Annotated in this window: 22 protein-coding genes; 7 read left to right on the top strand and 15 right to left on the bottom strand. The window is 68.9% G+C overall.

The window, feature by feature from the left end:
• The first annotated feature begins 27 nt into the window (after window positions 1-27).
• Window positions 28-693: a VOC family protein gene (locus QFZ27_RS33580; protein WP_429230809.1), complete on the top strand. Its 666-nt coding sequence runs from the start codon at window positions 28-30 to the stop codon at window positions 691-693.
• Window positions 694-717: 24 nt separating this feature from the next.
• Here QFZ27_RS33580 and QFZ27_RS33575 read toward each other — a convergent pair whose 3' ends face one another.
• From QFZ27_RS33575 to QFZ27_RS33545, 7 genes are all read right to left on the bottom strand, one after another.
• A complete protein-coding gene (locus QFZ27_RS33575) occupies window positions 718-2,505 on the bottom strand; it encodes an autotransporter domain-containing protein (protein WP_429230808.1) in 1,788 nt (595 codons plus the stop codon).
• A 353-nt stretch (window positions 2,506-2,858) separates the two neighbouring features.
• Window positions 2,859-5,144 (bottom strand): beta strand repeat-containing protein, encoded by a 2,286-nt coding sequence (locus QFZ27_RS33570; protein ID WP_429230807.1) that lies wholly within the window; start codon window positions 5,142-5,144, stop codon window positions 2,859-2,861.
• Window positions 5,145-5,301: 157 nt separating this feature from the next.
• Entirely contained in the window at window positions 5,302-5,430 is a 129-nt protein-coding gene (locus tag QFZ27_RS33565; RefSeq protein ID WP_429230806.1) for a hypothetical protein, read from the bottom strand.
• A gap of 209 nt (window positions 5,431-5,639) precedes the next feature.
• A complete protein-coding gene (locus QFZ27_RS33560; protein WP_429230805.1) occupies window positions 5,640-7,937 on the bottom strand; it encodes a beta strand repeat-containing protein in 2,298 nt (765 codons plus the stop codon).
• A gap of 122 nt (window positions 7,938-8,059) precedes the next feature.
• Window positions 8,060-10,546 (bottom strand): response regulator, encoded by a 2,487-nt coding sequence (locus QFZ27_RS33555; RefSeq protein WP_429230804.1) that lies wholly within the window; start codon window positions 10,544-10,546, stop codon window positions 8,060-8,062.
• A 43-nt stretch (window positions 10,547-10,589) separates the two neighbouring features.
• Entirely contained in the window at window positions 10,590-11,297 is a 708-nt protein-coding gene (locus QFZ27_RS33550) for a response regulator (RefSeq protein WP_429230803.1), read from the bottom strand.
• A gap of 122 nt (window positions 11,298-11,419) precedes the next feature.
• Window positions 11,420-11,791, bottom strand: a complete 372-nt coding sequence (locus tag QFZ27_RS33545) for a hypothetical protein (RefSeq protein WP_429230802.1) — start codon at window positions 11,789-11,791, stop codon at window positions 11,420-11,422.
• 175 nt (window positions 11,792-11,966) lie between these two features.
• On the opposite strand from QFZ27_RS33545, the gene QFZ27_RS33540 reads away from it, so the two are divergent.
• The 3 genes from QFZ27_RS33540 to QFZ27_RS33530 all read left to right on the top strand — a co-directional run bounded on the left by QFZ27_RS33540 (window position 11,967) and on the right by QFZ27_RS33530 (window position 16,642).
• Window positions 11,967-14,600 (top strand): PAS-domain containing protein, encoded by a 2,634-nt coding sequence (locus tag QFZ27_RS33540; RefSeq protein ID WP_429230801.1) that lies wholly within the window; start codon window positions 11,967-11,969, stop codon window positions 14,598-14,600.
• Window positions 14,601-15,164: 564 nt separating this feature from the next.
• Window positions 15,165-15,959, top strand: coding sequence for a reverse transcriptase domain-containing protein (locus QFZ27_RS33535; protein ID WP_429230800.1), 795 nt, complete (start codon window positions 15,165-15,167; stop codon window positions 15,957-15,959).
• Window positions 15,956-16,642 (top strand): reverse transcriptase domain-containing protein, encoded by a 687-nt coding sequence (locus QFZ27_RS33530; protein WP_429230799.1) that lies wholly within the window; start codon window positions 15,956-15,958, stop codon window positions 16,640-16,642. The genes QFZ27_RS33535 and QFZ27_RS33530 overlap by 4 nt, the downstream gene beginning before the upstream one ends.
• A gap of 150 nt (window positions 16,643-16,792) precedes the next feature.
• On the opposite strand, the gene aac(6') is transcribed toward QFZ27_RS33530, so the two are convergent.
• Window positions 16,793-17,239: an aminoglycoside 6'-N-acetyltransferase gene (gene aac(6'), locus QFZ27_RS33525; protein ID WP_429230798.1), complete on the bottom strand. Its 447-nt coding sequence runs from the start codon at window positions 17,237-17,239 to the stop codon at window positions 16,793-16,795.
• Between the two features lie 196 nt (window positions 17,240-17,435).
• Here aac(6') and QFZ27_RS33520 point away from each other — a divergent pair, with 196 nt between their 5' ends.
• The 3 genes from QFZ27_RS33520 (at window position 17,436) to QFZ27_RS33510 (ending at window position 19,097) form a co-directional block, all read left to right on the top strand.
• The gene (locus QFZ27_RS33520) at window positions 17,436-17,711 is read left to right on the top strand and encodes a hypothetical protein (RefSeq protein ID WP_429230797.1); all 276 of its coding nucleotides are present in this window, start codon (window positions 17,436-17,438) and stop codon (window positions 17,709-17,711) included.
• An 82-nt stretch (window positions 17,712-17,793) separates the two neighbouring features.
• Window positions 17,794-18,207 carry an NAD(+)--rifampin ADP-ribosyltransferase gene (gene arr / locus QFZ27_RS33515; protein ID WP_429230796.1) on the top strand — a complete coding sequence of 138 codons (414 nt, stop codon included), beginning with the start codon at window positions 17,794-17,796 and terminating at the stop codon, window positions 18,205-18,207.
• Window positions 18,208-18,347: 140 nt separating this feature from the next.
• Window positions 18,348-19,097 (top strand): DUF899 family protein, encoded by a 750-nt coding sequence (locus tag QFZ27_RS33510; RefSeq protein WP_429230795.1) that lies wholly within the window; start codon window positions 18,348-18,350, stop codon window positions 19,095-19,097.
• Between the two features lie 86 nt (window positions 19,098-19,183).
• Here the strand turns inward: QFZ27_RS33510 and QFZ27_RS33505 are convergent, their stop codons facing one another.
• Genes QFZ27_RS33505 through QFZ27_RS33475 form a run of 7 tightly spaced genes read right to left on the bottom strand, consistent with a single transcriptional unit; the run spans window position 19,184 to window position 25,722 of the window.
• A complete protein-coding gene (locus QFZ27_RS33505) occupies window positions 19,184-20,176 on the bottom strand; it encodes a Gfo/Idh/MocA family protein (RefSeq protein WP_429230794.1) in 993 nt (330 codons plus the stop codon).
• A complete protein-coding gene (locus QFZ27_RS33500) occupies window positions 20,173-21,057 on the bottom strand; it encodes a sugar phosphate isomerase/epimerase family protein (RefSeq protein WP_429230793.1) in 885 nt (294 codons plus the stop codon). Before QFZ27_RS33500 ends, QFZ27_RS33505 begins: the two co-directional genes overlap by 4 nt.
• Window positions 21,058-21,086: 29 nt before the next feature.
• Window positions 21,087-21,923, bottom strand: coding sequence for a carbohydrate ABC transporter permease (locus QFZ27_RS33495; protein ID WP_429230792.1), 837 nt, complete (start codon window positions 21,921-21,923; stop codon window positions 21,087-21,089).
• On the bottom strand, window positions 21,923-22,840 hold the full coding sequence (locus QFZ27_RS33490) for a carbohydrate ABC transporter permease (RefSeq protein ID WP_429230791.1): 918 nt from the start codon (window positions 22,838-22,840) through the stop codon (window positions 21,923-21,925). The genes QFZ27_RS33495 and QFZ27_RS33490 overlap by 1 nt, the downstream gene beginning before the upstream one ends.
• A gap of 16 nt (window positions 22,841-22,856) precedes the next feature.
• Entirely contained in the window at window positions 22,857-24,071 is a 1,215-nt protein-coding gene (locus QFZ27_RS33485; protein ID WP_429230790.1) for an ABC transporter substrate-binding protein, read from the bottom strand.
• Window positions 24,072-24,088: 17 nt separating this feature from the next.
• Entirely contained in the window at window positions 24,089-25,042 is a 954-nt protein-coding gene (locus tag QFZ27_RS33480; protein WP_429230789.1) for an alpha/beta hydrolase fold domain-containing protein, read from the bottom strand.
• Entirely contained in the window at window positions 25,039-25,722 is a 684-nt protein-coding gene (locus tag QFZ27_RS33475) for a GntR family transcriptional regulator (RefSeq protein ID WP_429230788.1), read from the bottom strand. Before QFZ27_RS33475 ends, QFZ27_RS33480 begins: the two co-directional genes overlap by 4 nt.
• Between the last annotated feature and the right edge of the window lie 33 nt (window positions 25,723-25,755).

The following is a 25,755-nucleotide window of genomic DNA, read 5'->3' as shown; positions in this document are numbered from 1 at the left end:
CGACCCACCCAACTTTAGGAGTTCGACATGAGCAGCACCCAGACCCAGAACGAAACCGTGACCCCGGCCGCACGGCCGGTCGACTTCAAGCTCGAGATCGCCGTCATCCCGGTGTCCGACGTCGATCGCGCCAAGCGCTTCTATAGCGGTCTGGGCTGGCGGCTCGACGCCGATTTCGCCCGTGACGACGGCTTCCGCGTCCTCCAGTTCACGCCGCCGGGTTCGCCGGCCTCGGTGATCTTCGGCAAGGGCGTCACCTCGGCCGCGCCCGGCTCGGCCCAGGGGCTGTACCTCGTCGTCTCGGACATCGAGGCGGCACGCGCCGACCTGGTCGCCCGCGGCGTCGAGGTCGAGGTCTTCCACGATGCCGGCGGCGTGTTCCACCAGGCCGGCCGGACCGGCCGCCTCAGCGGTCCGGATCCGGAGCGGCGCAGCTACACCTCCTTCGCCTCGTTCAGCGATCCGGACGGCAATGGCTGGCTGTTGCAGGAGGTCACCGCGCGGCTGCCCGGGCGCGTCGCGGGGGACACGACCTTCGGCTCGTCCCGCGATCTCGCGGCCACGCTCCGCCGCGCGGCGGCGGCGCATGGCGAGCACGAGAAGCGGAACGGCGGGCAGCACGACGCCAACTGGCCGGACTGGTACGCCGAATACATCGTCCGCGAGCAGGCCGGCCAGGAGCTGCCCCTCTAGGCGAGGTAGTTCCTGGACAGAGGCTCAGAAGCTGACGCGCAGGCCGCCGGTGGCGGCCTGGCTGCGATAGCCGTCGGCGAAGCTGCCGTCGTAGCGCAGGAACAGGTTCACCGCCTGTGCCGCGAGGGTGACGCCGACGCCGATCCTGGCCTGGTCGCGCGGGGCTCGGGCGCCGTCCACGGTGAACTCCGCGTCCGAGCCCTCGAACCGCCCGTCGAAGGACCGGTCCGTGTCGCCGACATCGTGGCTCCACGCCGCCCGCAGCGACAGGCCGAGCGGGGCGCCCAGGCCGAGATCGAAGCGATGGGCCAGCTCCGCGCCCAGCATGCCCTGGGCCGAGGTGACGGTCTGGCCGCCGATCTGGAGATTGACGGCGCCGGCCCCGGTCTCGGTGATCTCATCCTGCCCGACGACGATGGTCTGGAACGCCGCGAAGGGCGTGAGGTCGGTGCTGTCGCCCAGCGCCAGGCGGTAGCCCGTCTCGATGCCGGACAGGAACAGGTTCGAGTCCGTGTCGGCGGCGGCGAAGCGGTCGAGGCCGGGGAAGGAGATCGTCCGGCTGACCGAACCCCAGCCATGGGCGTAGCCCAGCGCGCCGTCGACATACCAGGCGGCGGGCGAATAGCTGGCATAAAAGCCGACGGAGACGGTGGTCAGGTCGCCGTCGCCCGACAGCTTCCGGGTGTCGAAGCTGCTGGACGACAGGGCCAGCGCGCCGCCGACGGCGAGGGCGTCGTCCAGGCGATGGTCGAAGCCGATGGCGACGCCGAGGATGTCGAAATCGACGTCGTGCGTGTCGCCGTCGCCCGACAGCCGGCCGAAATTGCCCAGCCCGGCGACCCAGGCATTCGTCGTGCCGGGTCCGGCGGGCCCTGCGGCAGCAAACCCGCCGGCCGTCGGGCCGCCGCCAGCTCGGGACTGGCGCATCTGCTGCTGCAGCACGGTCAGGAAGGCCTGGGCGCCGGCGATCTCGACTGAAGGCAGGTCGGCGTAGATCTCGCCGCTCAGCTGCTGCAGCGCCGACCGCAGCGGGTCGTCGTCGCCATAGTTCAGCAGGTCGAGGCTGTTGTAGACGTGGTCCATGTCGCCGAACAGCTGCGGCGGCGTGGCGCGGTCCAGCGCCTTGGCGATCGCGCCGGCATTGCCGCCGCCGGCCCGCGGCACATAGGCCAGCGCCTTGTCCCCGATCAGCTGCCGGTTGGTGTAGGCATCGGACGGCAGGAACTGCGGGTTGGCGCAGTTCGGATCGTCGGTGCGCCCGATCAGCAGGCCCTGCGCCGTGCCGCCGCCGCCCCAGGGACCGCCGACCGGGATCGACGGGGGATTGGCGGGGAAGTTGCCCAGGATCGGCGCTCCGTTTCCGGTCAGGATGCAGGTTCCCGCCGGCACGCGGACGATGGTCAGCGAATCCGGCAGATAGGGCAGGGCGAGCCGGTCCTTGATCTCCGCCGCCGTCATCCCGCGCACCGTGTCGGAGCCGGCGATGAAGCCGCCGACCGGCCGGGTGGTGCCTTCGGTGTAGACGCGGACATACTGCGTGTCGGCCGTGGTCCGCACCACCGCCGCCGGGGCCGAGTTCACGAAGGATTCGGTCGGCGCGGTGCTGAAGATATAGGCGTTGGCGTCGGCGCCGGTTCTGACCGAGGGGACCGAGGATCCGTCCCGGCGGTAGACGAGGCCGGACAGCACGTCGCCTGGAGGGAGCGGCAGCGTCTGCGCCAGCGCCGGGGCTGCGCACCCGATCGCCAGCAAAGCCGAAAGAACCGCGCCCGCGCCCCATCCGGCACGCCGTTTCCCTGCACCGTGCAGCATCCTCCTGGCCTCCTGTCTGTCTCTGGGTCCGTCGCTTCGATCCCACCTGTCCGGATGCCCAGGCCCGGCGCGAAATGCGTCGCATCGCCGAGACCCATGGGGTCCGGCCGGCCCGGCTATCGGATCGCTATGGGATATCAAGCCAAACACGTGACGAGAAATACTCTGATAATCGAATCATCTTAGACGATATATCGGAGGAATTGGCGCATGTCGAAGTTCTATTGAGAGAATTACAATAAAGCAGTTGTTTTTAATTTGTCTGAAAATGTTGATTTTAGCTTTGAGTGATGATGGGCGCGGGCGGCTTGGTCGGCCGCCCGCGCCCCCGTCTTGCAAGTGCCGGCGATGCCCTACAGCACGAAGTCGGCCGCGACCAGGGCGATGCCGCCGGTCAGGACGATGTGGAAGTCGGAGGCGCCGTCGCCGTTGAGGTCGCCGGCGATGGTGGTGGTGCTGCCGACCACGGAGTACCGGAGTTGCCCCGCGACGCCGGTGTACAGGCCGGCGCCGATGAAGCTGAAGGCCTGCTCTCCGGCGGCGCCGGTGTTGGCGTCGATCGCCGACAGGTCGATCCGATCCGCCTGGGCATGGCTGAAATCGGTGATCCGGTCGGCATCGGCCCCGACCACGCTGTGTGCCGCGGAGCTGAACACGAAGCGGTCGGCGCCGCCCAGGCCGGTCATCGTGTCCTTGCCCGCCCCGCCGTTCAGGGCGTTCGCCGCGCCGTTGCCGGTGAGGGTGTCGGCGCCGGACGAGCCGGTGACGTTCTCGATGTTCGCGTAGGTGTCGCCCTGGGCGTCGCCGCCGGTCCCGCCGGTGGCCAGGTTGACGGTGACAGCCGCGACGCTGCCGGCATAGGAGACGGTGTCGACGTTGTTGCCGCCGTCGAGCGCATCGGCGCCGGCGCCGCCGACGAGGGTGTCGTCGCCGCCATATCCGGCCAGCGCGTTGGCGCCGGCATTGCCGGTCAGGGTGTCGCCGAGCTGGCTACCGTTGACGTTCTCGATGCCGGCATAGGTGTCGCCCTGGGCGTCGCCGCCGGTCCCGATCCCGGTGCTCAGATTGACGGTCACGCCGGTGGCGCTGTCGAAATAGGAGGCGAGGTCGATGCCGACGCCGCCGTCGAGCGCATCCGCGCCGGCGCCGCCACGGAGCAAGTCGTTGCCGCCGAACCCGGCCAGCGCGTTGGCGCCGGCATTGCCGGTCAAGCTGTCGCCGAACTGGCTGCCGTTGACGTTCTCGACGCCGAAATAGACGTCGCCCTGGGCATCGCCGCCCGCACCGGTCCCGATGGCCAGGTTGGCCGTCATGCCCAGGCCGCTGTCGAAATAGGAGGCGGTATCGACACCGGCGCCGCCATCGAGCGTGTCGCCGTCGAGGCCGCCGCGGAGGAGGTCGTTGCCGCCATGGCCGTAGAGCGCGTCGAAGCCGGCACCGCCCGCGAGGGTGTTGGCCAGCCCGTCGCCGCCGAGGACGTCATTGCCGTAGCCGCCTTCGAGGTTCTCGATGCCCTGCAGGGTGTCGCCCTGCGCGTCGCCGCCGGCAGCCAGGGCCAGGGAAAGATCGACCCAGACGGCACCGAGGCCGAAGGCATAGCTCGTCGTGTCGATGCCGGCGCCGCCGTCGAGCAGATCCGCGCCGGTTCCGCCCTTCAGCACGTCCTGGCCGTCACCCCCCAGCAGCACATCCGCCCCGCCGACTCCGCTCAAGGCATCGTTGCCACCATTGCCGACCAGCCAATTGGCGAAGCCGTCCCCGGTCAGGGTGTCACCGCCGACAGCGGAACCGTGGATGTTCTCGAAATCGGAAGTGACCACATCGTCCGCGACCGTGGTGCTGCCGGATAGGGCGATCAAGAACAGGTCGGCTGTCACGCCAGCGGCGCTGTCGATAAAACTCAGAGTGTCGATGCCGAGGCCGCCGCTCAGGGTGTCGGCACCGGCGCCGCCTTGCACGATATCGTCACCTTCGCCGCCGCTCATGCTGTCGGCTCCGTCGTCGCCCCGCAGCACGTCGTCACCGGTCTCGCCAATCAAGAGGTCGTTGTCGGCGCCACCCACCACCGTGTCGTTCCCGATGCCGCCGACCAATATATCGGCGCCGGCGAGCCCGATCAGGACGTCGTCGCCGGCCGACCCGGACAGCCCGTTGGCGGCGGCCGAGCCGGTCAGGACGTCGTTGTAGCCGTTGCTGCCCTCGAGGTTCTCAATATCCGTGCCGACGATGTCGCCCTGGGCCTCGCCGCCGATCCCGATTCCGCCGATCGCCACGATCACGGCGGCCGAGCTGAGGGCATAGGTGGCGGTGTCGAGACCTTCGCCGCCGTTCAGCGTGTCGGCGCCGTCGCCGCCCTCCAGGACATCCAGGCCGTCGCCGCCGTTCAGCGTGTCGGCGCCTGTACCGCCCTTGAGGGTATCGCCGCCAGCGTCGCCGTTGACGACATCATCGCCGTCGCTGCCGTCGACGAAGTCGTTGTCCGCACCGCCATTGGCGGTGTCGTTGCCCGCGCCGGCATAGATGAAATCGCCCCCGGCATCGCCGAAGAGCTGGTCGTTGCCGCCGAGTCCGGAGATCGAGTCGTCGAAGATCGAGCCGCTGATGGTATTGTCGGTTTCGTCGCCAGTGAAGACAGCCATGGGTTCCCCCTTCAGGATCGGGCCGTCCGGTCCGGCGGCCAGTCGAGGCGCAAGATATTCGGCGATCGTATCGGCAGGATGTCGCGGCGCCGGGAGAATTGTATCGTCGGTATCACGGCGGGACTTGGCTGCGGCCGGCGCCTGGCCGCCGTTGCGATCACCCCAGGAACCCGAGCAGGATGGTGCCCGAAAGGGTGGTTCCGGTGACGACCGCCGAGAACGACAGGCCGCCGTGCCACAGCAGCCCGGCGATCAGAATTGCTGCCAGGATGAGAACCAAGACCATACCCAGCTCTCCTTCCTCACCGGAATTGCAGAACGGCTTCAGCCGCCGGACGCTGATTCCGGCCGCCGGCGGGAAGCGTAGCCGCCGGATGTATCGGCAGGATGTCGCGGCACCGGGAGAATTGTATCGTCCGTATCGCGGCCGGGCTCAGCCGCGGCAGAGAAGATCGCCGCGGCCGATGCCCCGGCCGCGGCGAGGTCCGGTGCCGGTTACAGAACGAAGTCGGCCGCGACCAGGCCGATGCCGCCGGTCAGGACGATGTGGAAGTCGGAGGCACTGTCGCCGTTGAGGTCGCCGGCGATGGTGGTGGTGCTGCCGACCACGGAGTACCGGAGTTGCCCCGCGACGCCGGTGTACAGGCCGGCGCCGATGAAGCTGAAGGCCTGGTCGCCGGCGGCGCCGGTGTTGGCGTCGATCGCCGACAGGTCGATCCGATCCGCCTGGGCATGGCTGAAATCGGTGATCCGGTCGGCATCGGCCCCGACCACGCTGTGTGCCGCGGAGCTGAACACGAAGCGGTCGGCGCCGCCCAGGCCGGTCATCGTGTCCTTGCCGGCGCCGCCGTTCAGGGTGTTCGCCGCGCCGTTGCCGGTGAGGGTGTCGGCGCCGGACGAGCCGATGACGTTCTCGATGTTGGCATAGGTGTCGCCCTGGGCGTCGCCGCCGGTCCCGCCGGTGGCCAGGTTGACGGTGACAGCCGCGACGCTGCCGGCATAGGAGACGGTGTCGACGTTGTTGCCGCCGTCGAGCGCATCGGCGCCGGCTCCTCCGATAAGGATGTCGTCGCCGCCATACCCGGCCAGCGCGTTGGCGCCGGCATTGCCGGTCAGGGTGTCGCCGAGCTGACTGCCGTTGACGTTCTCGATGCCGGCATAGGTGTCGCCCTGGGCGTCGCTGCCCGTGCCGATCCCGGTGCTCAGATTGACGGTCACGCCGGCGCTGCTGTCGTAATAGGAGGCGGTGTCGATGCCCACGCCGCCATCGAGCGCGTCTGCGCCGGCGCCGGCACGAAGAACATCGTTGCCGCCGAACCCGGCCAGGGCATTGGCGCCGGCATTGCCGATCAGCGTGTCGGCGAACTGGCTGCCATTGACGTTCTCGATGCCGGCATAGGTGTCGCCCTCAGCGTCGCTGCCCGTGCCGGACCCGGTTCCAGTGGCCAGGTTGGCGGTCACGCCCATGCCGCTGTCGAAATAGGAGGCGAGGTCGATGCCCGCGCCGCCATCGAGCGTGTCGGCGCCGAGGCCGCCGCGGAGGACGTCGTTGCCGCCAGCGCCGGAAAGGGTGTCGTCACCGCCGATGCCGGTCAGGGTGTTGGCGCCCGCATCGCCGGTCAGCACATCATTATAGCCATAGGTGCCTTCGATGTTCTCGATGCTCGAGAACACGTCGCGCTGGGCGTCGCCGCCGATGGCCAGGCCGGAGGCGAGATCGACCCGCACGCCACCGGAGTCGTAGTTGATGCTGTAACTGATGGTGTCGACGCCGGCGCCGCCATCCAGCACATCGGCACCACCGCTGCCGCGCAGCAGATCGCTTCCGTCACCGCCAAGCAGCACGTCGTCGCCGGCCATCCCGTTCAGGATATCGTCGCCGCCCAGGCCGACAAGCCGGTTGGCTTCGATAGCGCCGGTCAGCGTGTCGCCGAAGCTGGCCGAGCCGATGAGATCCTCGACGGAGGTCGTATCGCCCGCGGCGTCGCCGCCCGAATTGATGAACGTCGTCAGGTTGACGGTGACGCCGGCGCCACTGTCAAAATAGCTCGCGGTGTCGATGCCATCGCCGCCGACCAGGTAATCCGCCCCGGCGCCACCATGAATGAAGTCGTCGCCGACTTCGCCGAAGATGTTGTCGAAATCCGCGCCGCCATCCAGGATATCATTGCCATTGCCGGCTTGGATGAAGTCATTCTCGCTACCCCCCGATATGACGTCGTCGCCATTGCCGCCGTAGAGAGCGTCGTAGCCGCCGAGGCCGTTGAGGATGTCGTTGCCGCCCGAACCGGTCAGAATGTTGTTGTCGCTCGATCCGGTCAGGATGTCGTCATAGGCGTTGGTGCCCTCGATATTCTCGACATCGGCGCCGATCACGTCGCCCTGCGCGTCGCCGCCGGAGCCGATGCCGCCGATCGTCACGGTCACGCCGGCCGAGATGTCGGGAATGGCGTAGGTGACGCCATCGATGCCGGCCCCGCCATTGAGGATGTCGGCGCCGGCGCCGCCTTCGAGTGAGTCGAGGCCGTCGCCGCCGTTCAGCGTGTCGGCGCCGTCATCGCCCTCAAGCGTATCATTGCCGGCATCACCGTTCAGGGTGTCGTCGCCGCCGTTGCCACCGATGAAATCGTTGTCGGCACCACCATTGACCAGGTCGTTGCCGGTGCCGGCAAAGACGAAGTCGGCGCCGGCATCACCGAAGATCTGGTCGTTGCCGCCATTGCCGAAGATCGAATCCATTTCGATTGAGCCGTTGATGATGTTGTCGTTGTCGTCGCCATTGAAGACAGCCACTTGAATATCCCTTCCGGATCGGGCCGTCGGACGCGGCGGCCTGCGGAAGACAATAGCCGCCGGCCGTGTAGCGAGGATGTCGCGGCGCCGGGAGATTTGTATCGTCGGTATCGCGGCCCGGTTCAGCCGCGGCCCGCGATCTCCGCCTCGACGCGCCGCAGCTCGGCCGCGATGCGGTCGGACCGGTCGGCCAGGTCGGCGGCCTGTGCCTTGACGCCACGCTCCAGCGCTTCCGCGGCGTCGCCCAGGGCGCCGGCGCCGACGATGCGGGCGGAGCCCTTCAGGCGATGCGCCTCGGCCACGACATCGGCCGCCCGGCCCTCGGCGATGGCGGCCTGGATCGCCGTCGCCGATGCCCTGGCCGCCGCGACGAAATCCGCCAGCATGGTGGCGATGGTCCGGGTGTCGTCACCGAACAGGCTGGCGAGGGCCTTCGGGTCGACGGCGCCTGCCGTTTCCGTGGGAACGGCTGCCGCCTCGGATCCGGCCGCCGGCATCCAGCGCTGCAGCACCTCCTGCAGCCGGGCCAGCTGCACCGGCTTGCCGATATAGTCGTCCATCCCGGCGGCGCGGCAGCGTTCGGCCTCGCCGGCCAGGACATTGGCCGTGACGGCGACGATCGGGATCCGGCGGCGGGCGCCTCTGGGGGCGCCATTGGGCGCGGCTTCGGCCTCGCGGATCCGGCGGGTCAGCTCGAAGCCGTCCAGCACCGGCATGTGGCAGTCGGTGAGGACCACGGCATAGGACCCGGCGGCCCAGGCCGAGAGGGCCTCCTCGCCATCGGCGGCGGTGTCGGCGGCGCAACCGAGCAACTGCAGCTGCCGGACCAGCACCTGGCGGTTCACCGGATGATCGTCGACCACCAGCACCAGGCGGCCGCCGCGGCGCGCCTGGTCCAGATCCGCCTCGCCGGGCAGCGTGGCCCGGGCCAGCTCCCGCGGCTGGTCCACCGCTTGGGCGATGGCGAGATCGAACGTGACCCGGAAGGTCGCGCCGCGACCGGCCTCGCTGTCGATCGAGATGTCGCCCCCCATCATGGTGGCCAGCCGGCGGGCGATCGACAGGCCCAGCCCGGTGCCGCCGAAACGGCGCGTGGTCGAGGCGTCGGCCTGCGCGAAGGGCTGGAACAGCCGGCTTTGCTCGGCCGGGCTGATGCCGATGCCGGTGTCGATCACGGCTATGGCGATGCGGGCGCGGCCGGCGGCCCGCCGCGCCAGCGACGCCTCGATCCGGACGCCGCCGGTCTCGGTGAACTTGATCGCGTTGCCGGCCAGGTTCAGCAGGATCTGGCGCAGCCGGACGGGGTCGACCAGCAGCAGCTCCGGGATCGCCGGATCGGCCGTGGCCTGCAGGGTCAGGCCCTTGTCGCGGGCCTGGGGGCTCAGCGCGCTGATCACGCCGTCGATCGCGGCGCTGATCGACACCGGCGTCCATTCCAGCTCGAGCCGGCCGGCCTCGATCTTCGAGAAGTCGAGGATGTCGTTGACGATGCGCAGCAGCGTGCGGGCCGACTCCCGGATCACCTGCAGCGACTGGCGCTGGCCGTCGTCCAGGCGCGACTGCTCCAGCACCTCCAGCATCCCCAGCACCCCGTTCATCGGGGTGCGGATCTCATGGCTCATCACCGCCAGGAACTCGGATTTGGCCCGGGCCGAGGTCTCGGCCGCCTGCCGGGCCTCGGCCATCACCTGCTCGGCCAGCCGCCGCTCGGTGATGTCGTAGGTCCAGGCGATGGTGCCGGACTGGCCTTCGAAGACGATGCGCTCGAGCGACAGCAGACCCCAGAAGCGGCCGCCCTGGCCGGTGCGGAACTCGACCTCGGCGTCCTGCACCTGCCCGGTCTCGCGCAGCGCGGCCTCCAGCCTGGCGGCGTCGCCCGGGTCGGCGTAGAGGCTGCGCGGATTGCGGCGGAACGCGGCCTGGCCGGCCAGGCCGAACAGGTCGAGGTGGCGCTGGTTGGCGAACAGGAAGTTGCCGTCGCGGCCGTAGATGGCGATGCTGATCGGGCTGCGGTCCAGGATGTCGCGCAGCAGCCGCTCGCTCTCGCGCAGCGCCGCCGTCCGGTGCGCGACCGTGTGCTCCAAGGCGTCGTTGGCCTGGGCCAGCTTCGCCCGCCCGTCCTCGATGGCGCGGATCTGCTGATAGGCACGCAGTGCCGACACCATGGTGGTCAAGAGCCGGGTCTGGGTCAGCTCAGTCTTCGCCTTATAGTCGTTGATGTCGTAGGCCAGGATCACGTCCTGCTCCGGCGCCTGACCGGGCTGGCCGGTGCGCAGCACGATCCGGGTGGTGGCGTTGCCCAGATCCTCCCGCACCCAGCGGGCGAAGCGCAGGCCGGAATCCTCCGTCTCCATCACCACGTCCAGCAGGATCAGCGCCACATCCTCGGTCCGGCGCAGGATCTCCATCGCTTCGGCCGCCGTATAGGCGTCGATCAGCGCGACGCCGCGCCCGGAGAAGGTGAAGCCGTCGAGCACCAGCCGGGTGATCTGGTGCACCTCGGCATCGTCGTCGACGACCAGCACGCGCCACGGCTCGGATGGCGCGGCCGCCTCTTCCGGCGCGTCGTCCAGCACCAGGAACTCTTCCGGCGTCTCCTTGCCCGTCATCCCGTCCCCCTTCGTCGCCGGTCCGCTGCCCGGCCGTCCCCGATCAGTCCCCGTCCGGGGCGTACATGTATCCGGCGCCCCGCACCGTCCGGATCACCTCCGGCTTGCTGGGATCCATCTCGATCTTGCGGCGAATCCGGGTGATCCGCAGGTCGATCGACCGGTCGAAGGGTTCCATCTCGCGGTTGCTGGTCAGGTCGAGCAGGCGGTCCCGGCTGAGCACCTGGTTGGGATGCTGGGCGAACACCTTGAGCAGCGCGAATTCCGAGGCGGCGAGGGCGACCCCGTCGCCGTCGAGCGTGGTCAGCCGGCGGGCGTCGAGGTCCAGGATGCAGCGGCCGAAGCGCAGGCGGCCGTTCGCGGCCGGGGGTGCCCCGTTCCGCCCGCTGCGGCGCAGCACGCTCTTGATCCGGGCGGCCAGCTCGCGCGGCTCGTAAGGCTTGACGACATAGTCGTCGGCCCCGGTCTCCAGGCCCACCACGCGGTCCACCGTGTCGGACGCCGCCGTGACCATGATGATCGCGATGTTGCCGCGTTCCCGCAGGAAGCGCGCCACCGCGAAGCCGTCCTCGCCCGGCATCTGCACGTCCAGCAGGATCAGGTCGACCGGATCGCGGCGCGCCAGCAGCGCCCGCAGTTCCGCGCCGCTCTCGGCCCCGCTGACGCGATAGCCCTGGCGGGACAGGTACTCCTCCAGCACCCGGCGCTGGAACGCATCGTCGTCGACCACCGCGATATGTGGCTGGATCATGCATAAGTCCCGATAGCACCGGTCGGAAGCCCCGAACCCGACCGGCTCGCACATGATCCAGTATGCCATGTCTCGCGGGGCGTTGCAGCGCTGCTGCGTGGCCGTCGACACCGCGAAATCTTCTATTTCACGCGGGTCCAGACCTCGGCGCCCAGCGTGGTGCCGCGCTGCATGTCGGCCCAGACCCCTTCGAGGTTGCCGTTCTTCGGCGACATGGCGAAGACGAAGCCGCCGTTGCCCAGCACGCCGCCGACCGCCAGGGTCTTGTCCAGGAACACGCCCCGGCCCACCGACTTGGAGCCGCCGACGGTCCAGGTGATGAGATAGGTCTGGCCGGTGGCCTCGACCACGGCGACACCCGAATACTTGCCGCCGCCGGGGTTGGTGCCGTCGACCTGGTAGGTGCCGGCGACGCTGCCCTGGGCCATGGCCGGCAGCGGCGAATGCAGGAAGGCCGCGGTCAGGGCGGCGATGGGCAGGACGATGCGGAACATGGTAACCCCCGGTTGGTGTGGCGCCGGACGACCCCGGCTGCTGGTCCGCATCATGGCGCCGCCGCGTATCAGCTTCATGTCGCGCCGCCGGGTTTTTGGTATCGTCTGTATCGCCCCAGCCGACGGGGCGCCTTGCAGCTGGGGTGTCGGGCGGGTGCGGAAGGACGGTATCAGCGTGACGGCCGCCAGCCGATCGGGAGAGCTGCCGTCGAGACCGGTCCTCGATCCGGTGCTCGATGCCATTGCCGCCATCCTCGGCGCCGGCTTCTGCCTGCTCGATGCCGAGGACCGCCTCCTGGCCTGGAACGACACCTATCTGAAGCTGTTTCCCGAGGAAGCCGACCTGCTGCGCCCGGGCCTGCCCTGTGAGGCCACGATCCGCCGCTTCTTCGAGACCCATCTGGAGCCGGCCGAACGCCCGTTCATCGACCGCCACGTCGCTGCCGCGCTGGAGCGCCATCGCAACCCGCCCAGCACTTACACCCGGCAGTGCAGGGATGGGCGTTGGCTGTCGCTCGAGGTCAGGCGCCTGCCCGATGGCCGGCTGCTCAAGCTCTTCACCGACGTGACGTCGCGCCATGACGGCGGCGCCATGAAGGAGGCGATCACCGCGGTCGATGTCGGCCTGATCCGCTATGCCGGCGACGGCACATTCCAGACCGCCAACCGGGCCGCCAGCGTGCTGTTCCCGGCGCTGGTCGGGCAGTTCCGCTCCGGCAGCACCCGGGCCGACCACATCCGGCTGCTGGCCAAGTCCGTCCTGGCCCCGGGGGAGGCGCCGCGGGCCGAGCGGCTGCTGGCCATGCCCCAGCCGGACACGGCCCCGCACGAACCGGCGGTGCTGCGCGACCGCGACGGGCGCTGGCTGCAGTTCGAGGAACGGCGCCAGGACGATGGCGGCGTGCTGATGATCTGGCAGGACGTGACCGCCCGGATCGACGCCAAGGCCGAGCTGGACGGGCTGCGCCTGCGGATGACCGATGCGATCGAGTCGGTGCATGACGGCTTCGTGCTGTTCGACGCCGAGGACCGGCTCGTGCTGTGGAACGACGCCTATTGCCGCCTGTACGGCCTGGCCGAGGGCGACCTGCGGCCCGGGACGCCGTTCCGCACGCTGATCGAGACGGCGATCGAGCGCGGCCTTTATGCCCAGTCCGGCGAAGTCGTCGACTGGATGGGACGACGGCTGCGGCACCATCGCGGCGACGCCCCGCCGCTGGACATGCCGCTGGCCGACGGCCGCTGGATCCGCATGACCGAGCGGCCGACGCATGAGGGCGGCATCGTCGGCATCCATGTCGACATCACCGACATCAAGCGGCGCGAGGCCGCGGTCAGCGACAGCGAGCGGCGGCTGGCCGCGACGCTGGCCGAAGCTGCCCGCCGCACCGCCATGCTGGACGCGATCGGCTATGCCGCGACCCAGATCATCGGGCGCAGCACCTGGCGGGCCGGCATCCAGGAGATGCTGGCCCGGCTGGGGCGGGCCACCGGCACCGACCGGACCTACATCTTCGAGGTGCGCGACCGGCCGGGCGGCGGCTTCACCAGCACCTACAGCTACGAATGGGTGGCCGATGGCGTCCCGGCGCTGATCGGCGACCCGAAGATGCAGGACCATCCGCTGCCCGGCGACCCGTCCGTGCTGCAGGCGCTGATCGAGCAGCGCCTGACCGGCGAGGTCGCCCTCAGCGGCTGGAACATCGGCAGCGAGCTGGAGCAGATGGAGCTGCGGCGCCAGGGCGTGCGCTCCAACCTCAAGGTGCCGATCCTGTTCGGCGGCCGCTGGTGGGGCACCATGGGCTTCGACGACGTCCGCGAGGACGAGCGGTCCTGGCTGCCGGACGAGATCGACGTGCTGAAATCGGCCGCCAGCCTGATCGGCGCCGCGATCGAGCGCGGCCGCATGGACGAGGAACTGCGCCGCAGCGCCGCCGATCTGGAGCGCCGGGTCGAGGAGCGGACGGCCGAATATGTCCGCGTCAACGAGCAGCTGCAGGGCACCGTCGCCGATCTCCGCCGCACCCAGGCCGAGCTGGTGCAGGCCGAGAAGATGGCGTCGCTGGCCCAGCTGGTGGCCGGCGTGGCGCATGAGATCAACACGCCGGTCGGCACCGCCCTGACCGCCGCCTCGCATCTGGAGGAGCGGGCGCGCAGCTTCGCCGCGGTGGTGGCCGGCGGGCAGATCCGCCGCTCCGAGCTTGAGCGCTTCGTCGACCGGGCCGGGGAGGTGTCGCGGCTGCTGCTGTCCAACCTGGAGCGCGCGGCCGGGCTGATCCGCGAGTTCAAGCAGGTCGCGGTCGACCAGACCAGCGCCGAGCGCCGCAGCTTCGATCTCGGCGACTATCTCGAAGGGGTGCTGGTCAGTCTCGGCCCCAACTACCGCCGCACCCCGCACAGCGTGACGCTGCGCTGCCCGCACGGCATCGTCATGGACAGCTTCCCGGGCGCGGTGTCCCAGGTGGTCACCAACCTGGTCATCAACGCCCTGGCCCATGCCTTCCCGGAGGGCAGGGCCGGGTCGGTGACGCTGCTGGTGGCGCCGGGGCCGCAGCCGGGGCGGGTGATCCTGGATTTCGCCGATGACGGAGTCGGCATCCCGCCGGAGAATATCGGCCGGATCTTCGACCCGTTCTTCACCACCCGCCGCGGCACCGGTGGCAGCGGCCTGGGGCTGCACATCGTCTACAACCTGGTCACGGCCAGCCTGGGCGGGCAGATCACGGTCGAGTCCGCCCCGGGGCAGGGCACCCGCTTCACCGTGATCCTGCCCCTGGTGGCGCCTGGGCCGGTCAATGGGGGCGGGTGAGGTGGGCGCATCGGCCCTTTTGGCGCGGTCCGGCCGGCGGGCGGGGGGCTGAGGACCGCCGCCCGCCTGCGTCAGCGAGGGTGGGAAACCACGTGTGGGAGTCCTGAGCCTGTCGGGCATTCAGCCTCCGATCGCCCCTGTCACCCATATTCTTCTGTCTCAGTCCAGAGGTGCAGTCCAAGTCGCCGACCCGCGAACTTTATGCACTGCCAGAGCGCCGGGAGACCGGCAAGGAGTAGGTGGTGGAAGTCCACTGCGATGAAGGAGTAGCGATCCACATCGGCCCCGAGCCGTGCGTTGTTGTCCGTGAGGGCAGGAGCGAAGCGTCGGCAGGGGAGAGCATAGGCCAGCCATCGAGTCGCGAAAGGCACAAATCCGGGCGCCGACGCCGTTGACAGGGTGGAAGGCAACATGGACGGGCGCGTCATGCGAGCACCCGTCCGGCCCGGCGTGGTCGCAGACCCTGGCATGTGCAGACGCTCCTTGTTCGGGAACCGGGAGGTCCCGCGTCCGACCGCCGTGTGGTGCGGCGGCCCGCATCGGGAAGGTGAGGAGCCGTAGCCGATGATGCACGGGCGCGGGACGTCAGACGCCGCCATAGTAGCTGTGAAGCCGACGAACAAGGCGGAGCGATCCGCTGTGGAGCCGGTGGAGCCAAGGGCGGCGACCGAGGGGAATGCGGGCCGGAACCGCACGCGCCGGGCGCAGAACCGGGCAAGCGTGTCCCAGGCGCTGGACCGCATACGGCAAGCCGCAAGGCAAAGGAAGAAGGAGAGGTTCAACGCGCTGTTCCACCATCTCAGCCTGGCCCTGCTCGAGGAGGCGTTCTTCGATCTGAAGAAGAATGCCGCTCCCGGCGTCGACGGGCTGACATGGCAGGACTATGAGGCAGATCTGGAGCGCAAGCTCGCAGACCTGCACGCCCGGGTCCAGCGGGGCGCGTATCGGGCGCTGCCGAGCCGGCGGGTCTTCATTCCCAAGCCGGACGGCCGGCAGCGGCCGCTGGCGGTTGCCGCCCTGGAGGACAAGATCGTCCAACGGGCGACAGCCGCGGTGCTGAATGCGATCTATGAGGAAGACTTCCTCGGGTTCTCGTATGGGTTCCGACCCGGGCGCGGGGCGCATGATGCGCTGGATGCGCTCGTGGTCGGGATCACCAGCACCAAGGTGAACTTCATCCTGGACGCCGATATCCGCAGCTTCTTCGACACGGTGAGCCAGCCCTGGCTTGTCCGCTTCCTGGAGCACCGGATCGGCGACCCGCGCGTCCTCCGCCTGATCCGCAAATGGCTCAGGGCGGGCATTCTTGAAGACGGGGTCGTGACAGCCAGTGACCAGGGGACGGACAAGGGTCGGTGATCTCACCGCTCCTGGCCAACGTCTACCTGCACTATGTCTTCGACTTGTGGGCCCATCGCTGGCGACGGCGAGAGGCCACGGGCAACGTCATCATCGTGCGCTACGCCGACGACATCGTCGTCGGCTTCGAGCACGAGGCGGACGCCCGGCGCTTCCTGGAGGCGATGCGCGAGCGGTTCGAGGCGTTTGCGTTGTCGGTGCATCCGGACAAGACCCGCCTGATCGAGTTCGGCCGCCATGCGGCGGCCGACCGCGAGCGGCGCGGGCTCGGCAAACCGGAAACCTTCGACTTCCTGGGCTTCACCTTCATCTGCGGGCGATCGCGGGCGGGCAAGTTCCTGGTCAAGCGCAAGACCCGGCGCGATCGCATGCGGGCGAAGCTGCAAGCCATCAAACAGGAACTGCGGCAACGCATGCACCAGCCCATCCCCGATCAGGGCAGATGGCTGGGGCAGGTCGTCAAAGGCTACTTCAACTATCACGCCGTGCCGACCAACAGTCAGGCGCTGGTCACGTTCCGCTTCTTCGTCACCGAACTCTGGCGGCGAACGCTTCGGCGGCGCAGCCAGAAGGACAGCATGACCTGGACGCGGATGACGCGGCTGGCCAATGACTGGCTCCCCAAACCGCGAGTCCTACATCCCTGGCCACAACTGCGCTTCGCCGTCAAACACCCAAGGTAGGAGCCGTATGCCTTAATCGGGCACGTACGGATCTGTGCGAGGGGCGCTCAGCAATGGGCGTCCCTACCGCGATCCGTAATGCACGTGGGTGACGACCGCTTCTGGGCGAATGGCCGCGACCCGCCCGTCCGGTTTGGGCGGAGAGTGGTCCTACAGGCTTTTGCGAAAGAAGACGACGCGTCTTGTTTCCTCGAAACCTAGCGCCGCATGAAACTTGTGGCTCACGACGTTGTCCAACAGGGCATCGGATGCGAACTCGGCACAGCTGATAGACTTGCCCCATTCGGCAATTGCATCGCAGAGCAGTCGCGCCGCGCCCTTTTGCCTGTGGCCGGGCAGGACATAGATTCCTTCAAGGAAGAGAACGGGAGAGGTTTTGCACCCATTGACGTAGTCACTGCGCAGCGAGCCTTCAGCAAATCCGATCACTTCGCCTTCATCGGTTTCGCAGATGAACGCGACAGCTCGGCCGTCTCCGGCCAGGAAAGTGCGAACCACGTCGTTCCGATGGTGTTGGACGGAATAGTCCGGCCAAAGTGCAGCACGTAGCCGCGCCCACGGCTCAACATAGTCCATGGTGCTCCGCTGGATCTTCATCGTCTCACCTTACGCCGCAGTCCGCGTGTCTCCAATGAGTCGAATCAGGTCATGTCCGTTCTCCGGCAGCGACCAGGATGGCCGGTTTGGGCACCCGCAGCCGGCCTAACCGTCCGAGTAGGCGGAAAGCAGACAGTGGCTTCGTCGCCAGCCAGATCCCATCTATGGTCGTGATGAGGTTGCAGAGGAGATCGACGTGGCACCGCAGGGCAGTGATCCAAGCGAATGGGAGCCTGTGATCGCTGCACGCAAAGAGGCCTATCTGGCAGTGCGCGCAGTCCTCGAACAACGTCGCAGTAGCTCGGATGCTCAACCTCTCAAGGTAGCCGAACTGGAGCAGATAGTCGGCGAACTTTACCAAAACTGGTTTCGGGCGGACTTCCCTCGCACTGCCACGCGAATCATGCGGGACACGATTGAACGGGTGAAGTTTCGGTCGGCTAACGATTCGAGCCTTCCTTCAGGAGCCTGAGTCCGGACCGGGTGACAATGCCGAACCGCATCTCCGGCACACTGTCATGCCGTCGCTCGGCAGGAGGAAAGGCACCGAACCGATGACCGTCGCCGACGACACGACCCCGCAGCAATTCTACCACGGCACCCGGGCCGACCTGAAACCGGGAGACCTGATCGCGGCCGGCTACAGCTCCAATTACGGCACGCGGAAGCAGGCGTCCTGGGTCTATCTCACCGGCACGCTCGACGCAGCCATCTGGGGCGCTGAGCTGGCCTCTGGTGACGGGCGGGAAAGGATCTACATCGTGGAGCCGACCGGTTCGATTGAGGACGATCCCAACCTGACGGACAAGAAATTTCCCGGCAATCCGACGCAGTCCTATCGGTCCCGCGACTCCCTTCGGGTCACAGGTGAAGTCACGGAGTGGCAAGGCCACACCCCCGAACGACTGAGGGAAATGAAGGAGCATCTCGAACGCTTGAAAGCGCAAGGCATCGAGGCGATCGACTGATCCCATGTCTCTCGAATAGCAGGTTCTTCCGCGCGGATGGACGCGGCCGCATATAATCCCGCCATACTTGTCACTCTTACCGCTTCGACGTTCGGCGCTACTCTTTCTCCCGACCTGCCAGGTCAAGCAAGGAGAGCGAGATGATGAATGACACCAAGCGAGAGCGCCCTGCCGCGCCCAGGATCGTCGATCGCAGCACCTTCCAGGCGGAGCTGGACGCCTTGCGGGTTCGAGAGAAGGCTTACACGAGGGAAGGCGATGCCCTTGCGGCCGCCCGTCGGCGACTGCCCATGGTCAAGGTGGACGGCGCCACGCCGCTCATCGGCGACCATGGTCCGGTGATGCTGCTGGATGCGTTCGAGGGACGCCGGATCCTCATCGCCTACTACTTCATGTGGAACGCCGGCCGCCCGGCGGCGGAGCAGTGCGAGGGCTGCACGCTCTACACATCGCAGGTCCGCGAGCTGTCCTTCCTGCAGTCCCGCGATGTCACCTACGCCACGATCTGCCAGGGCCCGTATGAAGAGAGCGCCCGGTACCGCGACTTCATGGGCTGGAAGATGCCCTGGTACGCGGCCGACCGGGGCTCGCTCGAGACGCTCCTGGTTGGGCGCCGGGTGGGCATGATGCACGTCGTCTGCTACCTGCGGCAGGGATCCGACGTGTTCGAGACCTATTGGACAACGCAGCGCGGCGTCGAGGTGGTGGGCAACAGCTACGCCCTGCTCGATCTCACGGTCTATGGCCGGCAGGAGCCGTGGGAGGACTCTCCGGCCGGCTGGCCGCGGTGGGAGGGCGAGGATTTCTATCGCGTCGGTGACCGTCCCATCGTCCAATGGCCTCGCGTGAAGGCCGGGCATTCCGATGATCTGGGGACCGGCGGGCGGTGAACCAGAGGCGGCGGCGGCTCGGCGGACTCACGAGATCGACTCTGCGGTTCCTTTCCATGACGGATCAATCTTTTGGGCCGCCGGCACTACCCCTCGACCTGCCGCCGCAGGGTCTCCAGGTGCCGCATGGCGGTGACGCCGTCGCGGATGGTGGGGGCGTCGGCCGCCTCCCCGCGGAAGGCCTTCAGCGTCACCTCCAGCAGGGCGTGATAACCCTTCACATCCTCATTGGCGGCGGCGGTGAAGTTGGGCGACCAGGTCAGCGCGTCCTCGGCGCCGGACAGGGTGGCGCCGAGGTCCTGGGTCTTGAAGGCCGGGTCGCGGTAATAGGTCACGTCGATCACGTTGCGCACCTCCAGCCGGCGGTGGTCGCCCATGACCTGGATGAATTCCATCGGCGTGCCGCGCGACTGCACCGTGCCCATGACCACGGTGCCGATGGCGCCGCTGTCGAAGCCCAGCGCGATGTGCATCAGCAGGCGCCCCGGCCCGCTCTCGACCTTGCGAGCGGAGATCTCGCGGATCGGCGAGGCGGCCAGGAAGGCCGGGAGGTCCATGTAGTGGACGCAGTGATGCAGGAAGAATCCCGAATAGTCGACCGCGCCGCGGAAATAGGTCGGCGCCGTCATGTAGGAGCCGTAGAAGCCCAGCACCGGGCCGAACTCGCCGCCGCGGACGATGTTGCCGGCGATGCGGTTGCCGATCGACCAGCGCTTCATGAAGCCCAGCACCAGCGGCTTGCCGGCGCGCTCCGACGCCGCCAGCAGCTCCTCGGCCTGGGCGAGATTGCCGCCGGGCGGTTTCTCCATGAACACCGGCAGCCCCTTGGCCAAGGCGGCGAGGCCGATGGCGTGATGGGCCGCCGGGCCGACCGCCATGCCGACCGCGTCCAGCCCGGGATGGGCCAGCAGGTCGCGATGGTCGGCATAGGCCGCGCAGACGCCGAACTGGCGGGCGGCGCGGGCCAGGGCGGCGCCGTCGACATCGCACAGCGCCGCCAGCTCGACGTCGTGGCGCAGCAGCTGCGGCAGCAGCATCTGGCTCGCATGGGTGCCGCAGCCGATCCAGCCGATCTTCATCGCCGGTGCCCTCCCATCGCCAGCGCGCCGCGCAGCAGGGCGAGGCTGTGCGTCAGCTTCGCGGTCTCGTCCTCATGCGGCGGCCGCCATTGTGCGATCGGCACGCCGAAGCGGTCGTCGTCGCGGCGGAACGGCTCGACCGAGATCGGCCCCTGGTAGCCGACATCGGCCAGCGCCCGCGCCACCGCCACCCAGTCGGTGGCGCCGGTGCCGACGAAGCCGCGGTGGTTCTCATTGGCCTGGAAATGGACGAAGCGGCCGCCGGCCAGGCGGATCGCCTCGGCGATGTCCGCCTCCTCCATATGCATGTGGAAGGTGTCGAGCATCAGCCGCACCTCCGGCCGGCCGACCCGGTCGATCAGCTCCAGCCCCTGGTGGGTGGTGCACAGGATGTCGGTCTCGAACCGGTTCAGCGGCTCGACCGCCAGCACCACCCCGTGGTCGCGCGCGGCGTCGGCCGACCGGCGCAGCCCGTCGACGCACCAGTCCTGCCGGCGCAGGCGCAGATCTTCCGGCACCGGGACCGGAGGCCGGCCGGCGAAGACCAGCGGATTGCCGTAGAGCGGGCCGCCGACGATGCGCGCGCCCAGCGCCTCGGCACAGCCGGCGGCGTAGCGCAGGTATTGGACCCCGGCCTCCCGCGCGCCGGCATCGTCGCCGGTCAGGTTGCGCTGCAGGTTGACCCGGGCGGCGAGGACGACGGACAGGCCGGCGCCGGCCAGCGCCCGGCGGGTCTCGGCGAGGTCCAACTCGCCCGGCTCCGGCACCAGCAGCTCAATGAAGTCGTAGCCCATGGCGCGGATCCGCTCGAACCAGCCGAAATGCTCGGCGGTGAAGGGGCGCGCGACCTGCATGGAGATCAGGCCGATCGGGTTCGGCATTGTCGGGATCACTTTCGGTCGAGGGTCGGTCATCCCTTCACGGCGCCTTGGGTCAGGCCGCCGATCAGGCGTTTCTGGACGAACAGGAACAGGATGGTGGCGGGCAGGGCGCCGACCACGCCGCCGGCGGTCAAGAGGCCCCATTCGATCTGGTACTCGCCGATCAGGGTCTGGATCGCGACGGTCATGGTGCGGACGCTGCGGCCGCCCAGCGTCAGGGCGTAGAGGTATTCGTTCCAGGCGGTGATGAAGATGTAGATGCCGGTCGCCACCAGCCCGGGGCCGCACAGCGGCAGGATCACCCGCCACAGCGCGCCGAGGCGGGAGCAGCCATCGGTCATCGCCGCCTCGTCGAGGCTCTTCGGGATGGCGTCGATGTAGCTGGTCATCATCCAGATGGCGAAGGGGATGGCGACGGTGGCGTTGGCGATGATCAGCGCGATGTGGGTGTCGAGCAGGCCGAGCCGCCGCATCAGCACGAACAGCGGCAGGATCAGCAGCACGACCGGGAACATGTTGATGACCAGGAACTGGACCATCAGCAGCCGGCGCCCGGCGAAGCGGAAGCGGGAGAAGGCATAGGCGGCGGTGACGCTCAGCGTCAGCCCGACCGCGACCGTGCCCAGCGCCACGATCAGGCTGTGGCCCATGTTCAGGAGGAAGCTGGTGCGGCCGAACAGCCGCTCGTAGCTGGCGGTGGTCCAGGCCGACGGGTTGACGGCGACGCCGCGGCCGACGATGTCGTCGGGCGGCGTCAGCGAGGTCAGCGCCATCCACAGATAGGGGCCCAGCGCGAAGACCGCGATCAGCAGCATCGGCAGGTGGACCAGGGCGAAGCGCTGCCAGGGGGAGCTGCGGGTGACCATCAGTCCATCGCCCTCGTGGTGCGCCGCAGATAAACCAGGACGAAGCCGGCCAGCAGCAGGGTGAAGATCACCGCCAGTGCAGAGCCATAGCCGAAGTCGAGATTGGTCCGGGCCTTGATGAAGGCGTAGAGCGGCAGGGTGTGGGTGGCATAGCCCGGGCCGCCGCCGGTCATGACGAAGATCACGTCGATCGAGTTGGCGACCCAGATCAGCCGCAGCAGCGCCGCGGTCGCGATCACCCCGGCGATCGAGGGCAGGGTGATCCGCCAGAACTGCTGCCAGGGCGTGGCGCCGTCTATCGCCGCGGCCTCGTACAGGTCGCGCGGCACCGCCTGCAGCCCGGCCAGGATCATCACCGCGAAGAACGGGAAGCCCTGCCAGGTCAGGGTCAGGATGATGGCGTAGAGCGAGGTGCCGGGATCGGCCAGCCAGGGGAAGGCGCCCTGCAGCATGCCGAGGCGCACCAGCACGTCGTTCAGCACCCCGGCATTGGGGTCGTAGATCCAGCGCCACATCAGGGCGATGACGACGCTGGGCAGCGCCCAGGGGATGATGACCATGGCCCGCGCCAGCGGCCGCCACCAGAAGCGCTGGTTCAGCAGCAGCGCGGTGACCAGGCCGAGCAGCAGCTGGGCCGGGACCGTGATCCCGACCCAGAGCGCGGTGTGCTGCAGCGAGGTCCAGAACACCGGGTCGGCCAGCGCCTTGGCGAAGTTGCCGAGCCCGGCGAAGGGCATCTGGGTCGGCCGGAACAGCACGAAGTCGTGCAGGCTCAGCACCAGCGCCTGCAGCATCGGCAGGAACACGATCAGCAGGGTGACCAGCACCGCCGGGCTCAGCAGCACATAGGGCAGGATCCGGGTCCGCGCCCTGCCGCGGACCGGGGCCCTCTGGGCTGTCGCCAGGGTCATCGACATCAATCCCGTCCTCGCCTTACGGGGCGTAGAGCTGCTCGATCTCCCGCATCATCTGCTCCGGCGTGATCTCGCCGGTCAGGGCCCGCTGCATCGCCGCTGGCCACACCGTGTTGACGAAATCCGCGGTCTGCGAGACGGCCGGCAGGCTGTGGGCGAAGGGCAGGGACTGCACCGTGGCGTCGACGAAGCGCTTCTCGTGTAGCGTCCAGTTCGCCGCGCCGCTCTTGGTCACCGGCAGCTGGCCGGTCGCCTTGTTGAACTCGACATTGGCGTCGCCGCTGGCCAGGAAGGCGATCCACTTCCAGGCGGCGTCCTTGTCTTCGGCCGAGGACAGCACGGCCAGGGATTCGTCGCCATAGGAGGTCCAGCGGCCGCCATTGCACTCGGGCACGGGGGCGGCAGAGACCTTGTCGCCCAGCGCCTTCACCATGCCGGCGGAGGAGCCGATATGGTGGATCGTCATCGCCGTGCGGCCCTGCTGGAAGGCGGCGATGATCTCCTGGAACCCGTCATTCGGGGCCGAGGGCGGGAACAGCTTCTGGTTGCGATAGAGGTCGACCAGCCAGCTGTTGGCGGCGATCACCGGCTGGCTGGTCAGCCCGCCCTTCTCGAACTTGGCGCCGGCCGACAGCACGAACGGCCCCCAATGGTCGTAGCCGCCCTTGCCGCCGCGGAAGCCGAAGCCCCAGATGTCCGGCTGACCGTCGCCATTGGTATCGCGGGTCAGCGCCTTCGCCGCCTTGGCGAAGTCGTCGCAGGTCTTCGGCGGCTGCAGCCCGGCCTCGGCGAACAGGTCGGCGCGGTAGTAGAGGTAGGAGACGACATACTGCACCGGCAGGTAGTATTGCTTCCCGTCCGGCCCGCCATTGATCTTCAGCAGGTCGTCCTGCAGGTCGGCCTTGCCGTCCCAGCCGGCGACCCGGTCGTCCAGCGGCTCCAGCGCCCCCATCTCCACCAGCCGCGGCTGGGCGAACAGCTTCACCATCGCCGCATCCGGCGCGTTGCCGCCGGCGATGGCGGTGTAGAGGTTGTCGTAATAGCTGTTCCAGGGGATGTTCTCGGCCTCGACCTCGATCCCCGGATTGGCCGCCTCGAACCTGGCGACCAGATCGGCCACCGGGTTGTCCGGATTGTCGAAATGGTACCAGAAGCGGACCGTGCTCTCGGCCTGTGCCGTCCCGGCGGCCAGCGCCAGCAGCGCGGCCAGGGCCGCGCCCTGCATCTTCCTCATGACGTCTCCTCCTCCGTTTATGCGTTTTCGTTGAAGCGCCGGGCCCAGGCCCCGGCTTCGGCGAAAGCCGTTCGGGCCTCCGCCAGCGCGCTCGTCATCTGCATGAAGCCGTGGACGACGCCGCGATGCACCCGCACCGGATCGGCCCGGTCCAGTGCCTGCAGCCGCGCCCCGAGCGCCAGCGTGTCGCCGAGCAGCGGATCGAGCCCGGCGGCGTTGAGATAGAGCGGCGGCAGCGCCCGCAGCGCAGCGTCCGTTGCCGCCAACGGCGAGACCTGCGGCTCTCCCCAGGTGGTGGGATCGGGCGCGTACCAGTCGCGGTACCGGGCCATCTTGGCGGTGGTCAGCCCGTATCCGCCGGGGCCGAAGCGCCGGTGGGAGTCGGTGTCGTGGTCGACGGCATAGACGCCGTAGAACAGCAGGCCGAACTCCGGCTGCGGCCGGCCGGATTCCTGTTCGCGGAGCATCAAGGCAAGCGCGAGGTTGGCGCCGGCGGAGTCCCCCGAGATGCCGATCGGACCGGGGAGACCGAGCACCTCCGGCAGCGCCCGCCAGGCCGCCACGGCATCGTCCAGCCCGGCGGGGTAGGGGTGCTCCGGCGCCAGGCGGTAGTCGATGCCGATCACGGCCATGCCCGTCGCCTCGGCCAGGCAGCGCATCGCCCGATCATGGGTGTCGAGGCTGCAGAAGGCCCAGCCGCCGCCATGGACATAGAGGATCGCGCCGCGCGCCGAGGGCGGCCGGAACAGCCGGGCCGGGCGGGGACCATCGCCGCCCGGCAGCATCAGCGCCGTCGTCTCCATCGCCGGCAGGTCGCGGTTCCAGCGGACATTGCCCGCCTCGGCCTGCGCCCGGCCCTCGGCGGCCGACAGCGTCATCGGATCCGGCAGGTGCCCGTCCTCGGCGGCCAGCCGGGCCATGATCGCCGCCATCTCCGGGTTCGGCACGTCGTTCGGATCGAAGCCGGTCATGCCGTGCGGCCCTCCGCGGCCGTGCCGAAGATCGACGGGCCGACATCGACGATGGTCTCGATGTGATGGCCGATGGCAGACACCGCGGCGGCCTCGTCGCGCGCGGCCAGCGCCTCGACGATGCTCCAGTGCCGCCGGGCCGTGGCTGTCAGGTCGCGCCGCTCGCCGCTGCGGGTGATCTTGAAGCGGTGGTTGTGCAGGATGCAGCGGTGCAGCAGCGGCTCCACCGCCGGCAGGCCGGCGGCCCGGAACAGGCGGCGGTGGAAGGCGCGGTCCAGCTCGGTCTGGCCGTATTCGTCGCCGGCCAGCGCCTTCGCCTCCATGCCCTCGATCAGGGCGGTCAGGTCCGGCAGCAGGGTGGGGTCGGGGCGGCGCAGGGCGCGGGCGATGCCGCGGGTCTCGATGCCGTGGCGCAGCCGGAACATCTCGACCGCCTCATCCTCGGTGCAGTCGGCGACGCGGGTGCCCCGGTGCGGCAGGCGATGCACCAGCCCTTCCTCCTGCAGCGCCAGCAGCGCCTCGCGCACCGTGCCCTGGCTGCATTGGAAGCGCTGAGCCAGCTCCAGCTCAAGCAGGGCGATCCCGGGCGCGACCTCGCCCAGCATGATCATGCGCTTGAGGCCGTCGAAGACCTCCGCGCTCTTGCCGGGCCGCATGCCGTCCTGGGCGATGGCGAGCATATCGCTCCCTGAGCTCGAATTATCGTTATTGAT

Source organism: Inquilinus ginsengisoli (assembly GCF_050434925.1).
In the GTDB taxonomy this organism is placed as follows: domain Bacteria; phylum Pseudomonadota; class Alphaproteobacteria; order DSM-16000; family Inquilinaceae; genus Inquilinus; species Inquilinus ginsengisoli_B.
Note: the sequence above shows the minus strand (reverse complement) of the source record. Positions and strands in the feature narration are given on the sequence as shown.

What these genes read in the sequence shown, in the direction of transcription:
- arr (WP_429230796.1), top strand. Translation starts at nt 17,794, where the DNA reads ATGACCGTCGCCGACGACACGACCCCGCAGCAATTCTACCACGGCACC.
- QFZ27_RS33580 (WP_429230809.1), top strand. Translation starts at nt 28, where the DNA reads ATGAGCAGCACCCAGACCCAGAACGAAACCGTGACCCCGGCCGCACGG.
- QFZ27_RS33575 (WP_429230808.1), bottom strand. Translation starts at nt 2,505, where the DNA reads ATGCTGCACGGTGCAGGGAAACGGCGTGCCGGATGGGGCGCGGGCGCG.
- QFZ27_RS33495 (WP_429230792.1), bottom strand. Translation starts at nt 21,923, where the DNA reads ATGGTCACCCGCAGCTCCCCCTGGCAGCGCTTCGCCCTGGTCCACCTG.
- QFZ27_RS33480 (WP_429230789.1), bottom strand. Translation starts at nt 25,042, where the DNA reads ATGACCGGCTTCGATCCGAACGACGTGCCGAACCCGGAGATGGCGGCG.
- QFZ27_RS33510 (WP_429230795.1), top strand. Translation starts at nt 18,348, where the DNA reads ATGATGAATGACACCAAGCGAGAGCGCCCTGCCGCGCCCAGGATCGTC.
- QFZ27_RS33485 (WP_429230790.1), bottom strand. Translation starts at nt 24,071, where the DNA reads ATGAGGAAGATGCAGGGCGCGGCCCTGGCCGCGCTGCTGGCGCTGGCC.
- QFZ27_RS33550 (WP_429230803.1), bottom strand. Translation starts at nt 11,297, where the DNA reads ATGATCCAGCCACATATCGCGGTGGTCGACGACGATGCGTTCCAGCGC.
- QFZ27_RS33570 (WP_429230807.1), bottom strand. Translation starts at nt 5,144, where the DNA reads ATGGCTGTCTTCACTGGCGACGAAACCGACAATACCATCAGCGGCTCG.
- QFZ27_RS33490 (WP_429230791.1), bottom strand. Translation starts at nt 22,840, where the DNA reads ATGTCGATGACCCTGGCGACAGCCCAGAGGGCCCCGGTCCGCGGCAGG.
- QFZ27_RS33500 (WP_429230793.1), bottom strand. Translation starts at nt 21,057, where the DNA reads ATGCCGAACCCGATCGGCCTGATCTCCATGCAGGTCGCGCGCCCCTTC.
- QFZ27_RS33505 (WP_429230794.1), bottom strand. Translation starts at nt 20,176, where the DNA reads ATGAAGATCGGCTGGATCGGCTGCGGCACCCATGCGAGCCAGATGCTG.
- QFZ27_RS33565 (WP_429230806.1), bottom strand. Translation starts at nt 5,430, where the DNA reads ATGGTCTTGGTTCTCATCCTGGCAGCAATTCTGATCGCCGGGCTGCTG.
- QFZ27_RS33555 (WP_429230804.1), bottom strand. Translation starts at nt 10,546, where the DNA reads ATGACGGGCAAGGAGACGCCGGAAGAGTTCCTGGTGCTGGACGACGCG.
- QFZ27_RS33545 (WP_429230802.1), bottom strand. Translation starts at nt 11,791, where the DNA reads ATGTTCCGCATCGTCCTGCCCATCGCCGCCCTGACCGCGGCCTTCCTG.
- QFZ27_RS33535 (WP_429230800.1), top strand. Translation starts at nt 15,165, where the DNA reads ATGATGCACGGGCGCGGGACGTCAGACGCCGCCATAGTAGCTGTGAAG.
- QFZ27_RS33475 (WP_429230788.1), bottom strand. Translation starts at nt 25,722, where the DNA reads ATGCTCGCCATCGCCCAGGACGGCATGCGGCCCGGCAAGAGCGCGGAG.